16 protein-coding genes are annotated in these 15,842 nt (G+C 35.4%); 4 read left to right on the top strand and 12 right to left on the bottom strand.

What is annotated here, in order from left to right:
- Positions 1 to 554 precede the first annotated feature (554 nt).
- Positions 555 to 2,606: a tetratricopeptide repeat-containing sensor histidine kinase gene (locus ACU1LP_RS02450; RefSeq protein WP_445735470.1), complete on the bottom strand. Its 2,052-nt coding sequence runs from the start codon at positions 2,604 to 2,606 to the stop codon at positions 555 to 557.
- Between the two features lie 451 nt (positions 2,607 to 3,057).
- Between ACU1LP_RS02450 and argS the strand changes: the two genes are divergently transcribed.
- On the top strand, positions 3,058 to 4,833 hold the full coding sequence (gene argS, locus ACU1LP_RS02445; protein ID WP_445735469.1) for an arginine--tRNA ligase: 1,776 nt from the start codon (positions 3,058 to 3,060) through the stop codon (positions 4,831 to 4,833).
- A gap of 20 nt (positions 4,834 to 4,853) precedes the next feature.
- On the opposite strand, the gene ACU1LP_RS02440 is transcribed toward argS, so the two are convergent.
- From ACU1LP_RS02440 to rsfS, 6 genes are all read right to left on the bottom strand, one after another.
- Positions 4,854 to 5,120, bottom strand: coding sequence for an acyl-CoA-binding protein (locus ACU1LP_RS02440; RefSeq protein ID WP_445732773.1), 267 nt, complete (start codon positions 5,118 to 5,120; stop codon positions 4,854 to 4,856).
- Complete coding sequence (locus ACU1LP_RS02435) at positions 5,113 to 5,769, bottom strand: phosphatidylserine decarboxylase family protein (RefSeq protein WP_445732774.1); 657 nt, start codon at positions 5,767 to 5,769, stop codon at positions 5,113 to 5,115. The genes ACU1LP_RS02440 and ACU1LP_RS02435 overlap by 8 nt, the downstream gene beginning before the upstream one ends.
- Complete coding sequence (locus ACU1LP_RS02430) at positions 5,759 to 6,580, bottom strand: phosphatidate cytidylyltransferase (RefSeq protein ID WP_445732775.1); 822 nt, start codon at positions 6,578 to 6,580, stop codon at positions 5,759 to 5,761. The genes ACU1LP_RS02435 and ACU1LP_RS02430 overlap by 11 nt, the downstream gene beginning before the upstream one ends.
- Positions 6,581 to 6,684: 104 nt before the next feature.
- The gene (locus tag ACU1LP_RS02425; protein ID WP_445732776.1) at positions 6,685 to 7,293 is read right to left on the bottom strand and encodes an LUD domain-containing protein; all 609 of its coding nucleotides are present in this window, start codon (positions 7,291 to 7,293) and stop codon (positions 6,685 to 6,687) included.
- 170 nt (positions 7,294 to 7,463) lie between these two features.
- On the bottom strand, positions 7,464 to 9,407 hold the full coding sequence (gene ftsH, locus ACU1LP_RS02420; protein ID WP_445732777.1) for an ATP-dependent zinc metalloprotease FtsH: 1,944 nt from the start codon (positions 9,405 to 9,407) through the stop codon (positions 7,464 to 7,466).
- Between the two features lie 6 nt (positions 9,408 to 9,413).
- Complete coding sequence (gene rsfS / locus ACU1LP_RS02415) at positions 9,414 to 9,785, bottom strand: ribosome silencing factor (RefSeq protein WP_445732778.1); 372 nt, start codon at positions 9,783 to 9,785, stop codon at positions 9,414 to 9,416.
- Between the two features lie 93 nt (positions 9,786 to 9,878).
- Between rsfS and ACU1LP_RS02410 the strand changes: the two genes are divergently transcribed.
- On the top strand, positions 9,879 to 10,610 hold the full coding sequence (locus tag ACU1LP_RS02410) for a biotin--[acetyl-CoA-carboxylase] ligase (protein WP_445735468.1): 732 nt from the start codon (positions 9,879 to 9,881) through the stop codon (positions 10,608 to 10,610).
- Positions 10,611 to 10,715: 105 nt separating this feature from the next.
- Here the strand turns inward: ACU1LP_RS02410 and ACU1LP_RS02405 are convergent, their stop codons facing one another.
- Both ACU1LP_RS02405 and pyrE read right to left on the bottom strand, forming a co-directional pair.
- Complete coding sequence (locus ACU1LP_RS02405; RefSeq protein WP_445735467.1) at positions 10,716 to 11,111, bottom strand: SRPBCC family protein; 396 nt, start codon at positions 11,109 to 11,111, stop codon at positions 10,716 to 10,718.
- A 112-nt stretch (positions 11,112 to 11,223) separates the two neighbouring features.
- Positions 11,224 to 11,871 (bottom strand): orotate phosphoribosyltransferase, encoded by a 648-nt coding sequence (gene pyrE / locus ACU1LP_RS02400; protein ID WP_445735494.1) that lies wholly within the window; start codon positions 11,869 to 11,871, stop codon positions 11,224 to 11,226.
- Positions 11,872 to 12,043: 172 nt separating this feature from the next.
- On the opposite strand from pyrE, the gene ACU1LP_RS02395 reads away from it, so the two are divergent.
- Positions 12,044 to 12,625, top strand: coding sequence for an NUDIX hydrolase (locus tag ACU1LP_RS02395; RefSeq protein ID WP_445735466.1), 582 nt, complete (start codon positions 12,044 to 12,046; stop codon positions 12,623 to 12,625).
- On the opposite strand, the gene ACU1LP_RS02390 is transcribed toward ACU1LP_RS02395, so the two are convergent.
- The 3 genes from ACU1LP_RS02390 to ACU1LP_RS02380 are packed head-to-tail and all read right to left on the bottom strand — an operon-like array spanning position 12,622 to position 13,868.
- Positions 12,622 to 13,110, bottom strand: coding sequence for a hypothetical protein (locus ACU1LP_RS02390; protein WP_445735465.1), 489 nt, complete (start codon positions 13,108 to 13,110; stop codon positions 12,622 to 12,624). The two genes, ACU1LP_RS02395 and ACU1LP_RS02390, sit on opposite strands and share 4 nt — an antisense overlap.
- Before the next feature lie 40 nt (positions 13,111 to 13,150).
- A complete protein-coding gene (locus tag ACU1LP_RS02385) occupies positions 13,151 to 13,297 on the bottom strand; it encodes a hypothetical protein (RefSeq protein ID WP_445735464.1) in 147 nt (48 codons plus the stop codon).
- Positions 13,284 to 13,868, bottom strand: coding sequence for a zeta toxin family protein (locus tag ACU1LP_RS02380; RefSeq protein WP_445735463.1), 585 nt, complete (start codon positions 13,866 to 13,868; stop codon positions 13,284 to 13,286). The genes ACU1LP_RS02385 and ACU1LP_RS02380 overlap by 14 nt, the downstream gene beginning before the upstream one ends.
- Positions 13,869 to 14,131: 263 nt before the next feature.
- Between ACU1LP_RS02380 and ACU1LP_RS02375 the strand changes: the two genes are divergently transcribed.
- Positions 14,132 to 15,799, top strand: coding sequence for a SulP family inorganic anion transporter (locus tag ACU1LP_RS02375; protein ID WP_445735462.1), 1,668 nt, complete (start codon positions 14,132 to 14,134; stop codon positions 15,797 to 15,799).
- The last annotated feature ends 43 nt before the right edge of the window (positions 15,800 to 15,842 follow it).

Here is a 15,842-nt window from a genome sequence, read left to right as displayed (position 1 = left end):
GTGATTGATATTCAGTTATTTTGATTCTTGCTTATATCGAACTCAGGTTATTACTAACAATGTGAATTCGGTAAGAGTTTAAATTTAGTTGGTTAAAACAAGATATCTCCAGTGTTTGTATACGTTGGATTATCCCCTTGAGGATTAGCGAGAAACAAAATATATTTTGTTTTTGAAGCTACCGAGCGAAGCTCATAGGGGTGTATCCATTATAGAAGATATCTAGAGACTAGACTTCACAAAGCTATATACTCCTAATAATGATATCAAAATTAGGGTAATGGATAACTGAAATTTTTTAGTCCATGACAAAAAATCATATTAAACTCTATTAAGCCTACTGAAATCGAGACCTGTCAGGTCTGAAACGCCAAAGATTATAAAGATATTGATAATCAGTCATTTAAAATGTATGTTTCAATTTTTGGCATGTACTTATCTGAAATTTAGTAGATTCTTTAACCATTGTATCGACAATAACGTTTTAAAATATTTTTTAGAATGAACTTTTGCCCTGGACCTAGTTGAAGGGTTTGCTAACGCGAAAATAAATATTATGATGGTCTGGACTTGGGTAATTGTACAAAGAATGTACTACCAACGTTAAGAGTGCTTTCTACCCAAATTTTACCATGGTTCAATTCCACCAATTCTTTACAGATTGATAAGCCCAAACCGGTGCCTTTTTCGTTATTGGTGCCAACAGTTGTAAAGGTGCTGCTTTTGAATAATTTATCTAAGTTTTGTTTAGAAATACCAATACCGGTATCGGCAATACTGATAATACAGCTACCGTTGCTAATGTGGTTGGAAATGGTAATGGAATCTCCTTTTCTACAGAATTTCAAGGCGTTGGCAAGTAAATTTTGAACAACAATCTCAAACATACTTCTATCTGCATAAGCAAAATCCCGAAGGGAATGGTCTATCAATTCGATGCCCTTATTTTCCATGCGCTGTTCTACCAACTTCACTTTATCTTCAAAAACTTCTTGAACATCAAATAGGGTTGGTTTTGGTTCCAACGCTTGCATTTGCGATTTGGACCAGTTTAATAAATTGAACAATAGCAACGATGCATTGTTGGCATTTTCACTTAGTTCTGGAATTAAATTGTCAAATTCCTCTCTTGACAAGGAGCCGTCTTTCAATAAATCTATAAAACCATTAATGGATGATAGGGAGTCTTTTAAATCGTGTGAAACAATGGAGAACAGTTTATCTTTTACGTTGTTAACGTTTTCCAGATGCTTGGTCTGCTCTAAAATGGCCTCGTTTTGTAATTCGATCTTAAGATTTTTCTCTTCTAATTCTTGTGTGTACTTTATGTTGCTGTTTCGCTTTAAATAAATTAAAATCAAAAACGTAGAAACAATGGCCAAGGCGGCTAACAAGCCGTAAAATATCAATTTGAATTTATCGAATTCTTCTTTGTGTTCAGGATAACTTTCGCGCACAATGGGATCGATGGCGTTATTGTTTGCCAGTTCTTTTTCAAAATCTGGATTGAATTCCAATTCAATGGCTTCTGATTTAGGCAAATTATTGTTGAGACTGTTTTTTAGGTTGAAATATTCCCGTTGCCACATAAAGGCCCTGTCAAATTTTCTTTGCGTAGAGTCTAAGGCGGTCATTAATTTATAATATCTGAGTAACTCGGGTTTGTTGTTGGTGTTTTTAGCAATGGTTCCCGCTTCATAAAGCTGCTCTTCGGCTATTTTTAATCGGTTTGTTTCCAAATTCAATTCCCCAAGACTGTTTAAAGCTAATAAAATGCCTGCTTTGTTATTCGATTTTCTGTTAATGTTCAAGCCTTCCAACAAATATTGCGAGGCTTTGTTAAAATCATTGAATTTTAAATATTCCGCACCTAATTTTGGGTAAATTCGACCCCGTAAAGAATCGTTGTTGGAATCTTTAACATTCAAAACCTTTTCGTAATATTCAATGGCCTTTCTGTTTTCATTTTTTAAGGAATACAATTCGGCCAATTGACAGTTTGATTGTATAAGCCCTTTGACATCCTTTAATTGTTCTTGGATTTCAACAGCTTTTAAATTGAACTCTATGGCTTTTTCAACAGCATTCATATTATAGTAAGCCTTAGCTAAATTGCTATAAGCTAAACTAAGTTCCTTAATAAGGTTTTGCTTTTCTAATTCATTTATGGCAGCAAGCGAGTATTGTAAACCTTTGGCGTAATTGCCACGTTTTATTTCAATCAATCCAATACTGTTATTAACTTTTGCAACACCTAACGTGTCTTTTAGCTGTTTGAATAGCTCTTTGGATTTTACATAGCCACTTACCGCATTGATATAGTCTCCTTTTTGAGCATATATTTGTGATTTGTAATACGTTACTTCCGCAATTCCTTTGGTGTATTTTAAACTATTGGAAAGTTTTTCACTTTGGATGATATACTTTAAAGCCCTATCGTAATCGTTTATTTCGTAAAGCGATTTAATAAGCTTTAAAGAGGTTTGTACTTTTAATGAATCTTGGGTTTCGTAAGCAAGTTGTATGGAAAGACTATCTAGCTCTTTGGTTTGGGAAAAACCGAAGCAGACAGATAAAATAAAAGAAAGAGTAATTATTTTCCTCATACAATGTTTAAATAAAAACAGTAACCTTGCATTAACCAAGTATATTTTATTCGAGGGAAATAAAATGACTTTAATTAAGCAATACTATGTGTTAATGTTTTGATTTTCCAAAAACTGGATATTAATAGCTTTACTGAACAAAAATTGGAAAAAGCATCTTTAAAATCTAATTTTGGCGTTTTAATACCAATAAATTAGTTGAAAGGACTTTAGGTTTTAGGGCATAAATCCGATGAATAGATTAACGGCAGATATTATAGAATAAGAGCACTTTTATCGACAAAAGGTAAACCGCTTTTTTTTAATATTTATCAATTTTTAATTAGTTGATTTCTATATTTTGGCTTTTATCTTAAAAACGTTTTTAAAAGTTGTCCTTTTTTATAAAATGAATTTTAACTTAATGCTTTAATAAAAGTTTTATCTTTGACCACCTAAAAAATAAGTATTAATGAGCCTTCAAGCGTCTTTATCATACCAAGTTAAACAAGCAGTTTTTAAATCTTTTAATATCGAATTGGAAACGGTAGAATTTCAAGCCACCAGAAAAGAATTTGCGGGCGATGTTACCGTGGTCATTTTCCCAATGCTGAAGTTTGTTAAAGGAAATCCGGTCCAAATTGGGGAAACTATAGGCAATTATTTGGTAGCACATGTTGAAGAGGTAAAAGCGTTTAATGTTGTTAAAGGATTTTTGAATGTTGAGATTAGCGACACCTATTATATAAATTTTTTTAATAACATAAAAGATAATGAAAACTATGGTTTTATGTTACCAAAGGCGGATGACAAAGCCATTATGGTTGAATATTCGTCGCCCAACACCAACAAACCATTGCATTTAGGGCATGTCCGGAATAATTTATTGGGTTACAGTGTTGCCGAAATATTGAAAGCATCGGGTAAAAAAGTGTATAAAACACAGATTATTAACGACCGAGGCATTCATATTTGTAAAAGTATGTTGGCCTGGAAACGTTTTGGAAAAGGGGAAACTCCAAAGTCAACAGGTTTAAAAGGCGATAAATTGGTCGGTAATTATTATGTGAAGTTTGACCAGGAATATAAAAAGGAAGTTGAAGCTTTAGTCGCCGATGGATTTTCTGTTGAAGGAGCTAAAACAATGGCACCTATATTATTGGAAGCCCAACAAATGCTTTTAAAATGGGAAGCAGGCGATAAAGACACTGTAGCGCTTTGGAACATGATGAACGGTTGGGTGTATGAAGGTTTTAATGAAACCTATAAAAATATGGGCGTTGATTTCGATACCTTATATTATGAAAGTGACACCTATTTGTTAGGAAAGGAATTTGTGGTTGAAGGATTGAAATCGGGTGTTTTTGTACAAGAAGACGATGGGTCGGTGTGGTGCGATTTAACCGAAGACGGACTGGATAAAAAGATTGTACAACGCTCTGACGGTACAGCGGTTTACATGACGCAGGATATCGGGACTGCCATACAGCGCATCAAAGATTTTCCTGATGTTGGCGGCATGGTCTATACCGTTGGTAACGAGCAAGACTACCATTTTCAGGTACTGTTTTTAATTTTGAAGAAACTAGGGTTTGAATGGGCAAAAAACCTGTACCATTTAAGTTATGGGATGGTGGATTTACCTAGCGGAAAAATGAAAAGTAGGGAAGGTACCGTGGTGGATGCCGATGATTTAATTGATGAAATGGTATCAACAGCTGGAGAGATTTCAGAAGAATTGGGGAAATTGGATGGCTATTCCAAAGAAGAAAAACAATCCTTATACAAAACCATTGGATTGGGCGCCTTAAAATATTACATACTGAAAGTAGATCCTAAAAAGCGTATTTTATTCGACCCTAAGGAATCCATCGATTTCCAAGGCAATACAGGTCCGTTTATTCAATATACCTATGCAAGAATCCAGGCTATTCTAAGAAAGGCAGATTTTGATTTGGATGTTCATATTGAAATTCCTTTGCACCTTAAAGAAAAAGAACTTTTAAAACAATTGGAATTGTTTCCAGAGGTTATTCAAAATGCGGCTTCACAACACAGTCCCGCTTTAGTGGCCAATTATACCTATGATTTGGTAAAGGAATTCAATTCGTTCTATCAAAACGTTTCTATTTTGGGCACCGATAATTTAGACGAAAAAATATTCAGGGTACAGCTTTCCAAAAAAGTGGCATCCACCATTAAAAATGCGTTTGGGATTTTGGGGATTGAGGTTCCGGAGAGGATGTAAATGCTAAAAAAAGAACGGGTTTACTTCCCGTATAAAAAATACTTGTTCACTAAATCAATATACAAACGTTTCGCTTCGTCTTCCGAAATATTTTTTACTTGAAACAGGGCATTGGTTTTAAAAGCATTGATAATCGCCTTTTTGCTACTGGGGCGACTGTAATTATTGGTGGCCTTTTTATAATAGGCATACAAGTTTAAGAGCACATCGGCAGGAAACGGTTTGTCGTAAGCGTTAACACGTTCAACGGCATCTTGAAATTCTATTTCTAAATCTTCACTAGTCATTTGCTTGTGCAATAATACTTTCGCCTCCACGGACTTTCTGGTTAAGTTTTACTTTTATTTTGGTGTCCACTGGTAAAAACAAATCAACTCGGGAACCAAATTTAATAAAACCAGATTCGCCGCCTTGAACCACTTGGTCATTTACCTTGGCATAGTTTACAATGCGTTTTGCTAAAGCACCTGCAATTTGTCTGTGCAATACTTTGCCATAGGTATCGTTCTCTACCACTACAGTGGTGCGCTCGTTTTCCTCACTTGCTTTGGGGTGCCATGCCACTAAATATTTTCCTGGATGGTATTTACTGAAAATAACCTTTCCACCAATAGGATAGCGCGTAACGTGCACATTTATTGGCGACATAAACACACTGACCTGCAAGCGTTTTTCGTTGAAAAATTCTTTCTCAAAAACCTCTTCTATAACCACCACCTTTCCATCAACTGGCGACACCACATGATCGTTGTTCAATGCGGTACGGCGCTTCGGGTTTCTAAAAAATTGAAGAATAAGCACCAAAAAAATAAGTAGAACAATCAATAGGATGGTGCGCAACCATTGGATAGGAATAAAATTATCAACTAACAGAGAGATACCAACAACCATTATAAGCGTTACCAATATAATTTTACGACCTTCTTTATGAAACATAATGTATAATTCTTAAAAATAAATATATAAAAGGAGCAGCAAAAATAATGCTATCCAACCGGTCCAACAAACCACCGTGCCCTGGCATTATAACACCACTGTCCTTAACATTTGCCTGTCTTTTAAACTTCGATTCTATTAAATCGCCCAAGGTGCCGAACACACTGATGACAATGCTTAAGATCAACCAACTTGTAAAGTCCAACGTATGTGTAAAGGTAGCAATAAAATAACTTGCGATGCACGAAAAAAATAACCCGCCTAAAAATCCTTCCACCGTTTTTTTGGGTGAAATTTTCTCAAACAGCTTTTGTTTGCCAATATTTTTGCCCACCAAATAGGCAAATGAGTCGTTGGTCCAAACTAAAATAAAAGTGCCCAAAAGAATATTTGGGTTGTAATTTTCATGATAATCGGCAATTAAAATCAAAAAAATGAAAGAACTGGAGATATAAAAGGTGGTGAGTAAAAATCGTTTGGTAACAAAAAGCGGAATGGTTTTTTCGGAAAATAAATCCTTTATCAAAAACAATTCAACAAAAATAGTGAGCACCATGAGTATTTGTGTGGCTTCATCAATGCCTTGGTTGGAATTTAAGAGTAATTGCCAATAAACAAAAATGGCATATAGGACTATAAAGATAAAATAAGGGATGTTGCTTTTTAACTGGATGAGTTTTTTAAACTCTCCTAAACAAATAATGCCAAATACAAAAAACAAGGCGATAAGCAGTTGTTCATATTTTAAGGACAAAATTAAAAGCAAGACATAGAGTAAACCTGAAAGCGATCGAGTAATAATTTCTTTCATGTTTTATATTTATTGTTTTTTTAATGGTCATCCCGATAGCTATCGGGACTGTTCGCTATTAATCTTTTTTTTTTGGGATAAACTTTTAACATGCCCGTTTCGTTCTATAAATCTTCCAAAAGGAGTAGGTAGAGGTTTTTAGCACTACTGCCATAACTTAAAAAATCTTTCTCGTCGTTGGATTTAAAGTGTTTGATGGTGGTAATGTTTGTTGGGATTTTTTGTCTGTTTTTAGATTTGATGCCTCTTAAGCCTTCGCCAATATTTTCAACAATTTGACTGGTGGTAGCAAACACTATAAAGTTTACGGGTAATTCTGTTAGTTTTTTTTCAAATATTTGTTTTGAAGAAATAAGCAGAGACCCATCATTACCGATTAAATTTTCGCAGGTTGTTAAGAAAAATGTAGCGTCGTTTATACTGGTTGTAGGTTTTAGGTTGGAGTTTTTAAATTTATCCTTTATGTTGGGGTCCAATATCAAGGCGCTGTCGTCTTCCCAATTATTTTCTTCCAGAATCTGTTGTAGATTATTGAATATTTCGTTCAAATTTTCGCAGTACAGAAATTTACCCCCATTGGCTTTAAAGTTTATGGTAAACTTTTCATCTATAGGAAGTTTTATTTCAGGCATATATTTGCCCCGGTCTCCCGATTTTACTTCTTCGGATGATTGATCGGATTTAAGACCAAAAATTTTTCTAAAAAGGCTCATTTGGTAAGCTGCTATTAATGTAATTCTTTTTGAAGTTACGGAACTGGTTTAAATTTTTTCAATTGAAGCGAAAAAAATTTAAACCAGTTCATCAAATATAAAAAATCTTAAATTAACCATAACGTTAATTTAAGATTTTTCCTTGTTACTTAACAAAATACAGTTAACACTTATTTTTGCTTGTCTTCAATCTCTTCTTTTATAAAAGCACGTTTACCGAATATTTTTTCAAGATTATCTTTAAAAATAACTTCTTTTTCCAGAAGCACTTCGGCCAGTTCTGTAAGTTTATCTTTGTTTTCTTCTAAAAGTTTGATAGCACGTATATATTGGTTTTCAATAATATCTGAAATTTCTTTATCTATCAATTCAGCTGTTCGCTCACTGTATGGCTTTGTAAAACCATATTCGTTTTGTCCCGAAGAATCATAATAGGTTAAATTTCCAACTTTCTCACTCAAGCCATAAATAGTAACCATGGCCCGGGCTTGCTTCGTCACTTTTTCCAAATCGCTCAACGCTCCAGTGGAAATTTTATCGAAAATCACTTTTTCGGCTGCCCTACCTCCTAAAGCGGCACACATTTCGTCCAGCATTTGCTCTGGGTGTACAATCAAACGCTCTTCGGGCAAATACCATGCAGCGCCCAAGGAACGACCACGCGGAACAATGGTTACTTTTACAAGTGGTGCCGCATGTTCCAGCATCCAGCTTACCACGGCATGACCCGCTTCATGAAAAGCGACCGCTCTTTTTTCACTTGGTGTTACTATTTTGTTTTTCTTTTCCAATCCGCCAATGATTCTATCTACGGCATCAAGAAAATCTTGTTTGTCAACCGATTTTTTACCATTTCTGGCAGCAATCAAAGCGGCTTCATTACAAACGTTTGCAATATCGGCGCCCGAAAAGCCTGGGGTTTGTTTTGAAAGGAAATCCAAGTCCAGATCTTTATCTTTTTTAAGGGGTCTTAAATGCACCTCAAAAATTTCTTTACGCTCACGAACGTCTGGTAAATCAACAAAAATTTGTCTATCAAAACGTCCCGCACGCATTAAGGCGGTATCTAAAATATCGGCTCTATTGGTAGCAGCAAGAACGATCACGTTCGTGTTGGTGCCAAAACCGTCCATTTCTGTAAGTAATTGGTTTAAGGTATTTTCGCGTTCATCATTGCTTCCAGACATGGCGTTTTTTCCACGGGCGCGACCAATGGCATCAATTTCATCAATAAAAATGATGGAAGGCGATTTTTCTTTAGCTTGTTTAAATAAATCCCGAACCCGGGAAGCTCCAACACCCACAAACATCTCCACAAAATCGGAGCCAGATAATGAGAAGAACGGTACTTTAGCTTCACCGGCAACGGCTCTGGCCAATAACGTTTTCCCGGTTCCTGGAGGGCCTACCAATAAGGCGCCTTTAGGGATTTTTCCACCTAACGACGTGTATTTTTCAGGGTATTTAAGGAAGTCCACGATTTCCTGAACTTCTTCTTTGGCACCTTCCAATCCGGCAACATCTTTAAAAGTTGTTTTAACTTCGGTGTTTTGGTCAAAAAGCTTCGCTTTCGATTTACCGATATTGAAAATTTGACCACCAGGACCTCCTCCAGCACCACCAGACATACGGCGCATGATAAAAATCCAAACGCCAATAAGCAAAATAAAGGGAAGTAATCCCATTAAAAGGTTGCCCCAATCATTGGTTTCGGTATCAAATTTTATAACCGGTTTGTTATTGGAATCTTTAATGGTTTCATTTAACTGGTTTTCAAAATTTTGAAGATCGCCAAACTCAAATTTATAATTTGGCAATTTGGTTGCCGATGGTAAAAGCGAAGTAGGTCTCGACTTTTTATGGATCTCTTTATTTTCAGCTTCTGCCGTTAAATAAACTTTTGCTACACGCGTATTTTTTATAATATCGACTTGTGCAACATCGCCGTCTTCCAAAAATTTATAAAATTCCGAAGGGGTAGTTAAATTAGCTTCTTGGTAGGAATTGTTATTTAATAATTGGTACCCTAAAAACAGGGCTATTAAAATACCATAAATCCAGTACGGACTGAATTTAGGCTTGTTGTCATTTATATTTTTCTTGTCGTTTGCCATTCTTTCTTAGTAACTTGTTTCTATAACCGTTGTTTTTGCATCGCCCCACAGGCTTTCAATATCATAATACTGTCTGATATGCTTTTGGAACACATGCACTACCACATTAACATAATCCATGAGCACCCATTCGGCATTATCCATACCTTCGGTGTGCCAAGGATGATCTTTAAGCGCTTTGCTCACTTTTTTTTGTACTGAATTGACTATAGCGTTTACTTGCGTGTTTGAAGTGCCTTCGCAAATTATAAAATAATCGCAAACCGTATTTTCAATGTCCCTTAAATCCAGAATATTTATTTCCTTGCCTTTAACGTCTTCAATGCCACTTATTATTACAGATATTAATTGGTCTGCGCTTATATTTTCTTTCGCCATTAAGTTTTTTTAATTTTTGCAAAGTTATTATTTTTTTAGTTCTTTATAGTTTAAAATAATCATAAGATTTTAAAGACCCATAATAACTGCTAGATGCCTATAATCAAACTTAATGCCATCGATTCCACCAACAGCTATTTAAGAAACCTTTGCGTACAGGAACCTATTGCCGATTACACCGCGGTAATGGCTAAAAAGCAAACACAGGGTAGGGGACAAATGGGTACGGTGTGGAGTTCTCAAACGGCTAAAAACCTCACGTTCAGTGTGTATAAGGATGTTTCTAAGTTTAATTTAGAGTATCCTTTTTACATCAGTATGGTTACCGCGTTGGCATTGATTAAAAGCTTGCAGTTTTTTTCAATAAGCAAATTAAGCGTGAAATGGCCTAACGACATTTTGTCAGAAAACAAGAAAATTTGCGGTATTTTGATTGAAAATGTGGTGAAACAAAATAAATTCCATGCATCTTTTATCGGCATTGGGTTGAATGTAAACCAAACGGAGTTTGATAATTTGCCGCAAGCTTCCTCATTAAAACTAATATCCGGGCGCGTTTATGATTTAGATGAAATAGCGCATGTAGTTATCAAAAATTTAAAATACTATTTCCATGTTTTGAAAAACGAACAGTTTGATGTTTTGAAGGATGAATATGAATCCTATCTTTTCAGAAAAGACAAACCTTCCACATTTCAAGATGCCGAAGGTTCTGTGTTTGCAGGTTTTATAAAAAATGTTTCCGATTCCGGAAGCCTTCAAGTACTTCTTGAAAATGATGTTAAAAAAGAATTTGCTTTTAAAACCATTACGCTTTTGTATTGAATAGCTTCTGGATATTTGTGTAAAAGCTATATCACTAATTAGCACAAAGGATCACAGAGTTGCACGAAGTTATTTTTTAATCCCTCAACAATTCAGCATTAAGCCTTAAATAGCTTCAGGAATACTCGTAGCCAATGTTTCGATGAATTTACTGATAGGGCCTTTTATCATCATGGCCATCATGGGGTTGAAATTACCGGAAAATGCCAATTGTACTTCGCTGGAATTAGTGTCTTTTTGGTAAATGTTGGCAATGAGCGAAAAATCGATTTTCCCACCAGCTGCACCCAAAATAATTTTATTGGGAGGCATCACTTCTTTCTTTTTAAGAATGATTTCCGGCATGCCTTTTAGTGCAAATAAGAATTTATCTTCACTTAAAACCTCAAATTTACTAATGTTATCGGGCATTAAGGATTCGAAGTTTTTAATTTCAGATAAAAAATCAAACACCTCTTCAGATGATTTTTCTACACTTATTTTTGGGGATTCTAAATTCATGTTGTTTGGTGTTTGTTGTTGAGTTGTTTGGCGTTGAGGGGTTTGATGTTGAGGGGTTTGTTGTTGAGTTGTTAGTAACATCTAAACATCTTCACAACAAACAGCTTCACAACTAAACACCATACTTCCATTCACTGGGGTTGGTGTTCCATTCCAATAAGGTTTTCAATTCTTTTTGGGAAATATAGTTGGTTTTTAAAGCCTGTTCCAACAAACTGTTGTAATCGCTTAAAGTTTGCAATTTTATACCAGCCTCTTCAAAATTTTGTTTCGAAATATCAAATCCATAAGTAAATATGGCAATCATACCTTTAACGTTCACGCGTGCTTCTTTTAAAGCTTTCACGGCGTTTAAACTACTGCCGCCGGTACTTATCAAATCTTCAACCACTACCACATTTTGCCCATTTTCAATAAAACCTTCAATTTGGTTTTTACGTCCATGGCTTTTGGCATCCGGTCTTACATAAACAAACGGAAGTCCCATATATTCTGCCACCAACATCCCTATCCCAATGGCACCTGTGGCCACACCAGCAATAACATCGGGTTTTCCATATTGCTTTTCAATTTGTTTAGCCATGGTTTCCCGAATATAGTTTCTAATGGGGGGAAATGATAATACAATACGGTTGTCGCAATAAATAGGCGATTTCCATCCCGAAGCCCACGTGAAAGGTGTGGTAGGGCTCAATTTTATAGCATTTACCTGCAATAAAACTTCAGCGGTTTTTTTAGCGATGTCTTCATTAAAAATCATAACGACAAAAATAAACATAAATTTAGTTTTTCATCATTTGGGGCATGGAATAAAAAATATTTTTTTCAACAATGCATGGAGTGTGCCTAAAAATGATATTTTTACAAAAACGAAACAAGCATCATTAAGAATCGATAAAGTATTTTTAACGGATAAATTTATTTAGATAGGCATGCATAAAATTTTTGTAGGCGATAAACCCATCATATTAACCACAATAGTGGAACAAGAAACGAACTTTAAAAATTATTTGCTCGATACAGTACATATTGGAAAAGTAATAAAGGATCTTAATACTACGCCATTGGAAGAAGCGAGGCTCATTCATAAAAACGGGGAGAAACTTCTAAAAAAGTTTTTGAAAAAGCTGCCCAACGTGGTTGCTGGTGGTGGCAAGGTTTTTAATGAGAACAACGATATTTTATTTATTTACCGAAATGATAAATGGGATTTGCCCAAAGGGAAAATTGAAGGCACCGAAAGTATAGAAAAAACGGCTATACGAGAGGTTACCGAAGAAACAGGAGTTGGCGGATTGGAAATAACAAAACCTTTGGAAACCACCTACCATATTTTTAAGCGCAACGGAAACCATAGCATAAAAGTGACCTATTGGTTTGAAATGAAAACCAGTTTTAAAGGCGATTTGTATGCCCAAGAAGAAGAAGGCATTACCAAAGTGGAATGGTTAAACCCAGAGCAAACGCAGGAAGCACTGGAAAACTCGTATGCTAATATTAAATTGTTGGTCTAATAGAATTTACTTAAATGTTCCAATCCTTTAGTGGAAATTTCAGCATCTTGTTGACCTGTAGCCCCCGAAAAAGTAGCTAAAAGATATCCAGAACCCACTTTTTTAATTACGCCACCAATATAACCCAATTCGCCCTTTTTTGGTTCTCGGGTTTTATCGCCACTATTTTTAAAAGTTTCAGCCATTTCAGCAGCTTTAGAGCTTGCTATGGCTAAAAAATTAGCTTTTTCGTTAGTTAACATGCCTGCTACTTTCATTTTAGAAATCCAAGATTGTGTAGACTCTCCGGGAATGTAAAAAACCATAGCAACACCTTGAACCTCCATATCTGCCGCTGCTTTTTGCATGATGGTTAAAGCGTCGTCCGCATGTTTTATGAATGTTTTTTCAGCCATCATTTCTTTTTTTGAATTCGTTTGGGCATAACTGGGATAGCCAATAGTTGAAATTAAAGTGAGTGCGATTAATAGAATGGTGTTTTTCATGGTTCTGTGTTTTAGATTATTAGTTTTTTTTAAAGTCATGTTAAGGTTTCACCCTCGTAATTTTATTGTCTTTTAGAATCACGAGTTCACTGTTCGTTTTCTTTTTGAACTCAATTAATTTTTCGTAAACTTTATCCATGCCTTCTAAAATTTTAGTTTGGTTTGGAGTCATTTTATGTGTTTCCATAATAATAGTTTTTAAGTTTGTTGAACTTGATTTCGTTAAAAATGTCGATTTCAGTATTTAAAGTTTTTTTAGCAATCAAATCATGTCTCCCTTCTGAGTTGTCAAATATCATAACTTCGTCAGCAATTGGAAGATAAATTTCAAAAAGATTTTTTATTCCATTAAAATATCTGCGTTTTATAATTTCAGTTTCAATATTATGACCTCCTTCTAAAACCCTGGTTTTAACTCTTTCAATAGCCAAATCCACATTTTGTAACCAAAAGAATAAAAGTATAACATGATAGTTTTTATTTTTAGCTTCAGTAATTTTTGTTTTATAGCTTTTTGTTGCCAATGTAGTTTCAAAAGCGAAGTTTTTGTCTGTTTCTAAAAGTTCGTTTATTCTTTTAAGCATTATTCTGCCCGCTTCAAATGAAACTTTTTCTGGTTGAAACGGAGATAAGCCTTTAGCAATTTCATCAGCATTTACAAATTCTTTACAGTCTAATATTTCAGGTAATATAGTAAAAGAGGCAGTCGTCTTTCCTGCTCCGTTGCAACCTGCAATTATGTAAAGATTCTTTTTCATAAGAAACAAATGTAATTAAATTCAGTTTTTAACCTATGTTTCTAAGTTACTATCTTCTTTAAAAGTAGTTTTCAAAACCATAAAAACATCAAATCGTATTAATGTTTATCTGCTTATCTGCACTTAAAAACGAAGATAACTTGTTTTTCTTTCAAAATCAAGTCTATATTTCAAACGTTTTAGTGCCAATATACTATAAAAGAGATATTCAATCTTGCTCCTACATATAATAAATGTAAATTTGCACCTTCAAAAAATAAACCATGACCGAATTTATCAGAAAGCGTGCAGCCAATGCAAAAAATGATATTTTAAGCGGCATTACGGTGGCTTTGGCTTTAGTGCCAGAGGCCGTTGCTTTTGCTTTTGTTGCTGGTGTTGACCCATTGGTTGGATTGTATGCCGCTTTTATGGTTGGTTTAATCACCTCTATTTTTGGGGGTCGTCCGGGTATGATAAGTGGTGCCACTGGTGCCTTAGCTGTGGTTATGGTAAGTTTGGTAGCTGAGGGAAACGCTTTGGGTGCTGAAGGAGAAAATTTAGGATTGTACTATCTATTCGCTACCGTTATTTTAATGGGTATTGTCCAAATGTTGGCGGGTGTTTTTAAATTGGGGAAATTCGTTCGATTGATTCCGCACCCCGTCATGATGGGATTTGTAAATGGATTGGCAATCGTGATATTTTTGTCGCAACTAAACATGTTTCCGAAAATAATTTCAGAGAAAACACCATTTTGGTGGAATTTCAAGGCTTGGTTTACAGAACTATTTCATAATCTTGGATCAAGTTTAGAGTTTTGGATAATGCTTGCTTTAGTAACTTTAACCATGGCAATCATGTTTGGTTTGCCAAAACTGACTAAAAAGCTGCCCGAAGCGTTGGTTGCTATTTTAGTGGTTTCTGCCATTGCGATTTTTGCAAATTTAGATGTTGCTACCGTTGGAAGTTTTATTCGTGATGGTGGTGGCGACGGTTTAAAAGGGGGTTTGCCACAATTTCAAACGGATATATTCAGTAAAGTACCGTTTACTTTTGAAACTTTAAAATTCATTGGACCTTACGCCTTAATACTTGCGGCGATTGGTTTGATAGAATCCTTAATGACCTTAAATCTTGTTGACGAATTAACCGAAACCAGAGGCGATACCAACCGAGAATGTCTAGCCCAAGGTGGAGCAAATATCGTTACGGGATTTTTTGGTGGTATGGGAGGTTGCGCCATGATCGGGCAATCGTTGATTAATATAAAAGGAGGTGGAAGGGGACGATTATCGGGTATTGTGGCAGCAGTTTTACTATTGATATTTATTCTTTTTGCATCCGGACTTATAGAACGCGTACCCATTGCGGCCTTGGTTGGCGTTATGTTTATGGTGGTTATTGGCACGTTTGCATGGAGTAGTTTTAGAATTTTAAATAAAATACCTAAAAGCGATGTTATTGTTTTAGTAGCGGTTTCAACCTTAACCGTTATTTTCGATTTGGCCATTGCCGTTATTGCGGGTGTTATAATAAGTGCTTTGGTTTTTTCTTGGGAAAACGCCAAACGTATTCGTGCCAGAAAACGCATGCGTGAAGATGGCACTAAAGTTTATGAAATTTGGGGACCGTTATTTTTTGGGTCTATTCTTGCTTTTAATGATAAATTTGATGCTAAAAACGATCCTGTTAATGTTGAGGTCGATTTTGTTGAATCGAGAGTTTCTGACCATTCCGCCATTGAAGCCATATTCAATTTGGTAAATAAATATGAAGCTGAAGGAAAAACAATTAAGTTAAAGCATTTAAGTGAAGATTGTAAAGAGCTTTTATACAAATCAAGTCCTAAATTTAGAGAGGTTATTGTTGAAGACATTGACGACCCACGCTACCATTTAGCTGAAAACCCAGAGGCGTTTACCAAAGGTCTGTCGGAGTATAAGTTTTAGTTTTGTTCAAAGTTCAAAGTTCAAAGTTCAAAGTTCAGAGTGT

It is taken from the genome of Mariniflexile sp., from assembly GCF_052728615.1.
Note: the sequence above shows the minus strand (reverse complement) of the source record. Positions and strands in the feature narration are given on the sequence as shown.

Excerpts from the sequence above, each read along its gene's own strand:
- ACU1LP_RS02430 (WP_445732775.1), bottom strand. The coding sequence starts at position 6,580 with ATGAAAGAAATTATTACTCGATCGCTTTCAGGTTTACTCTATGTCTTG.
- pyrE (WP_445735494.1), bottom strand. The coding sequence starts at position 11,871 with ATGATTTTTAATGAAGACATCGCTAAAAAAACCGCTGAAGTTTTATTG.
- ACU1LP_RS02410 (WP_445735468.1), top strand. The coding sequence starts at position 9,879 with ATGCCTATAATCAAACTTAATGCCATCGATTCCACCAACAGCTATTTA.
- ACU1LP_RS02385 (WP_445735464.1), bottom strand. The coding sequence starts at position 13,297 with ATGGAAACACATAAAATGACTCCAAACCAAACTAAAATTTTAGAAGGC.
- ACU1LP_RS02435 (WP_445732774.1), bottom strand. The coding sequence starts at position 5,769 with ATGTTTCATAAAGAAGGTCGTAAAATTATATTGGTAACGCTTATAATG.
- ftsH (WP_445732777.1), bottom strand. The coding sequence starts at position 9,407 with ATGGCAAACGACAAGAAAAATATAAATGACAACAAGCCTAAATTCAGT.
- ACU1LP_RS02440 (WP_445732773.1), bottom strand. The coding sequence starts at position 5,120 with ATGACTAGTGAAGATTTAGAAATAGAATTTCAAGATGCCGTTGAACGT.
- argS (WP_445735469.1), top strand. The coding sequence starts at position 3,058 with ATGAGCCTTCAAGCGTCTTTATCATACCAAGTTAAACAAGCAGTTTTT.
- ACU1LP_RS02380 (WP_445735463.1), bottom strand. The coding sequence starts at position 13,868 with ATGAAAAAGAATCTTTACATAATTGCAGGTTGCAACGGAGCAGGAAAG.
- ACU1LP_RS02425 (WP_445732776.1), bottom strand. The coding sequence starts at position 7,293 with ATGAGCCTTTTTAGAAAAATTTTTGGTCTTAAATCCGATCAATCATCC.
- ACU1LP_RS02405 (WP_445735467.1), bottom strand. The coding sequence starts at position 11,111 with ATGAATTTAGAATCCCCAAAAATAAGTGTAGAAAAATCATCTGAAGAG.
- rsfS (WP_445732778.1), bottom strand. The coding sequence starts at position 9,785 with ATGGCGAAAGAAAATATAAGCGCAGACCAATTAATATCTGTAATAATA.
- ACU1LP_RS02390 (WP_445735465.1), bottom strand. The coding sequence starts at position 13,110 with ATGAAAAACACCATTCTATTAATCGCACTCACTTTAATTTCAACTATT.
- ACU1LP_RS02395 (WP_445735466.1), top strand. The coding sequence starts at position 12,044 with ATGCATAAAATTTTTGTAGGCGATAAACCCATCATATTAACCACAATA.
- ACU1LP_RS02450 (WP_445735470.1), bottom strand. The coding sequence starts at position 2,606 with ATGAGGAAAATAATTACTCTTTCTTTTATTTTATCTGTCTGCTTCGGT.
- ACU1LP_RS02375 (WP_445735462.1), top strand. The coding sequence starts at position 14,132 with ATGACCGAATTTATCAGAAAGCGTGCAGCCAATGCAAAAAATGATATT.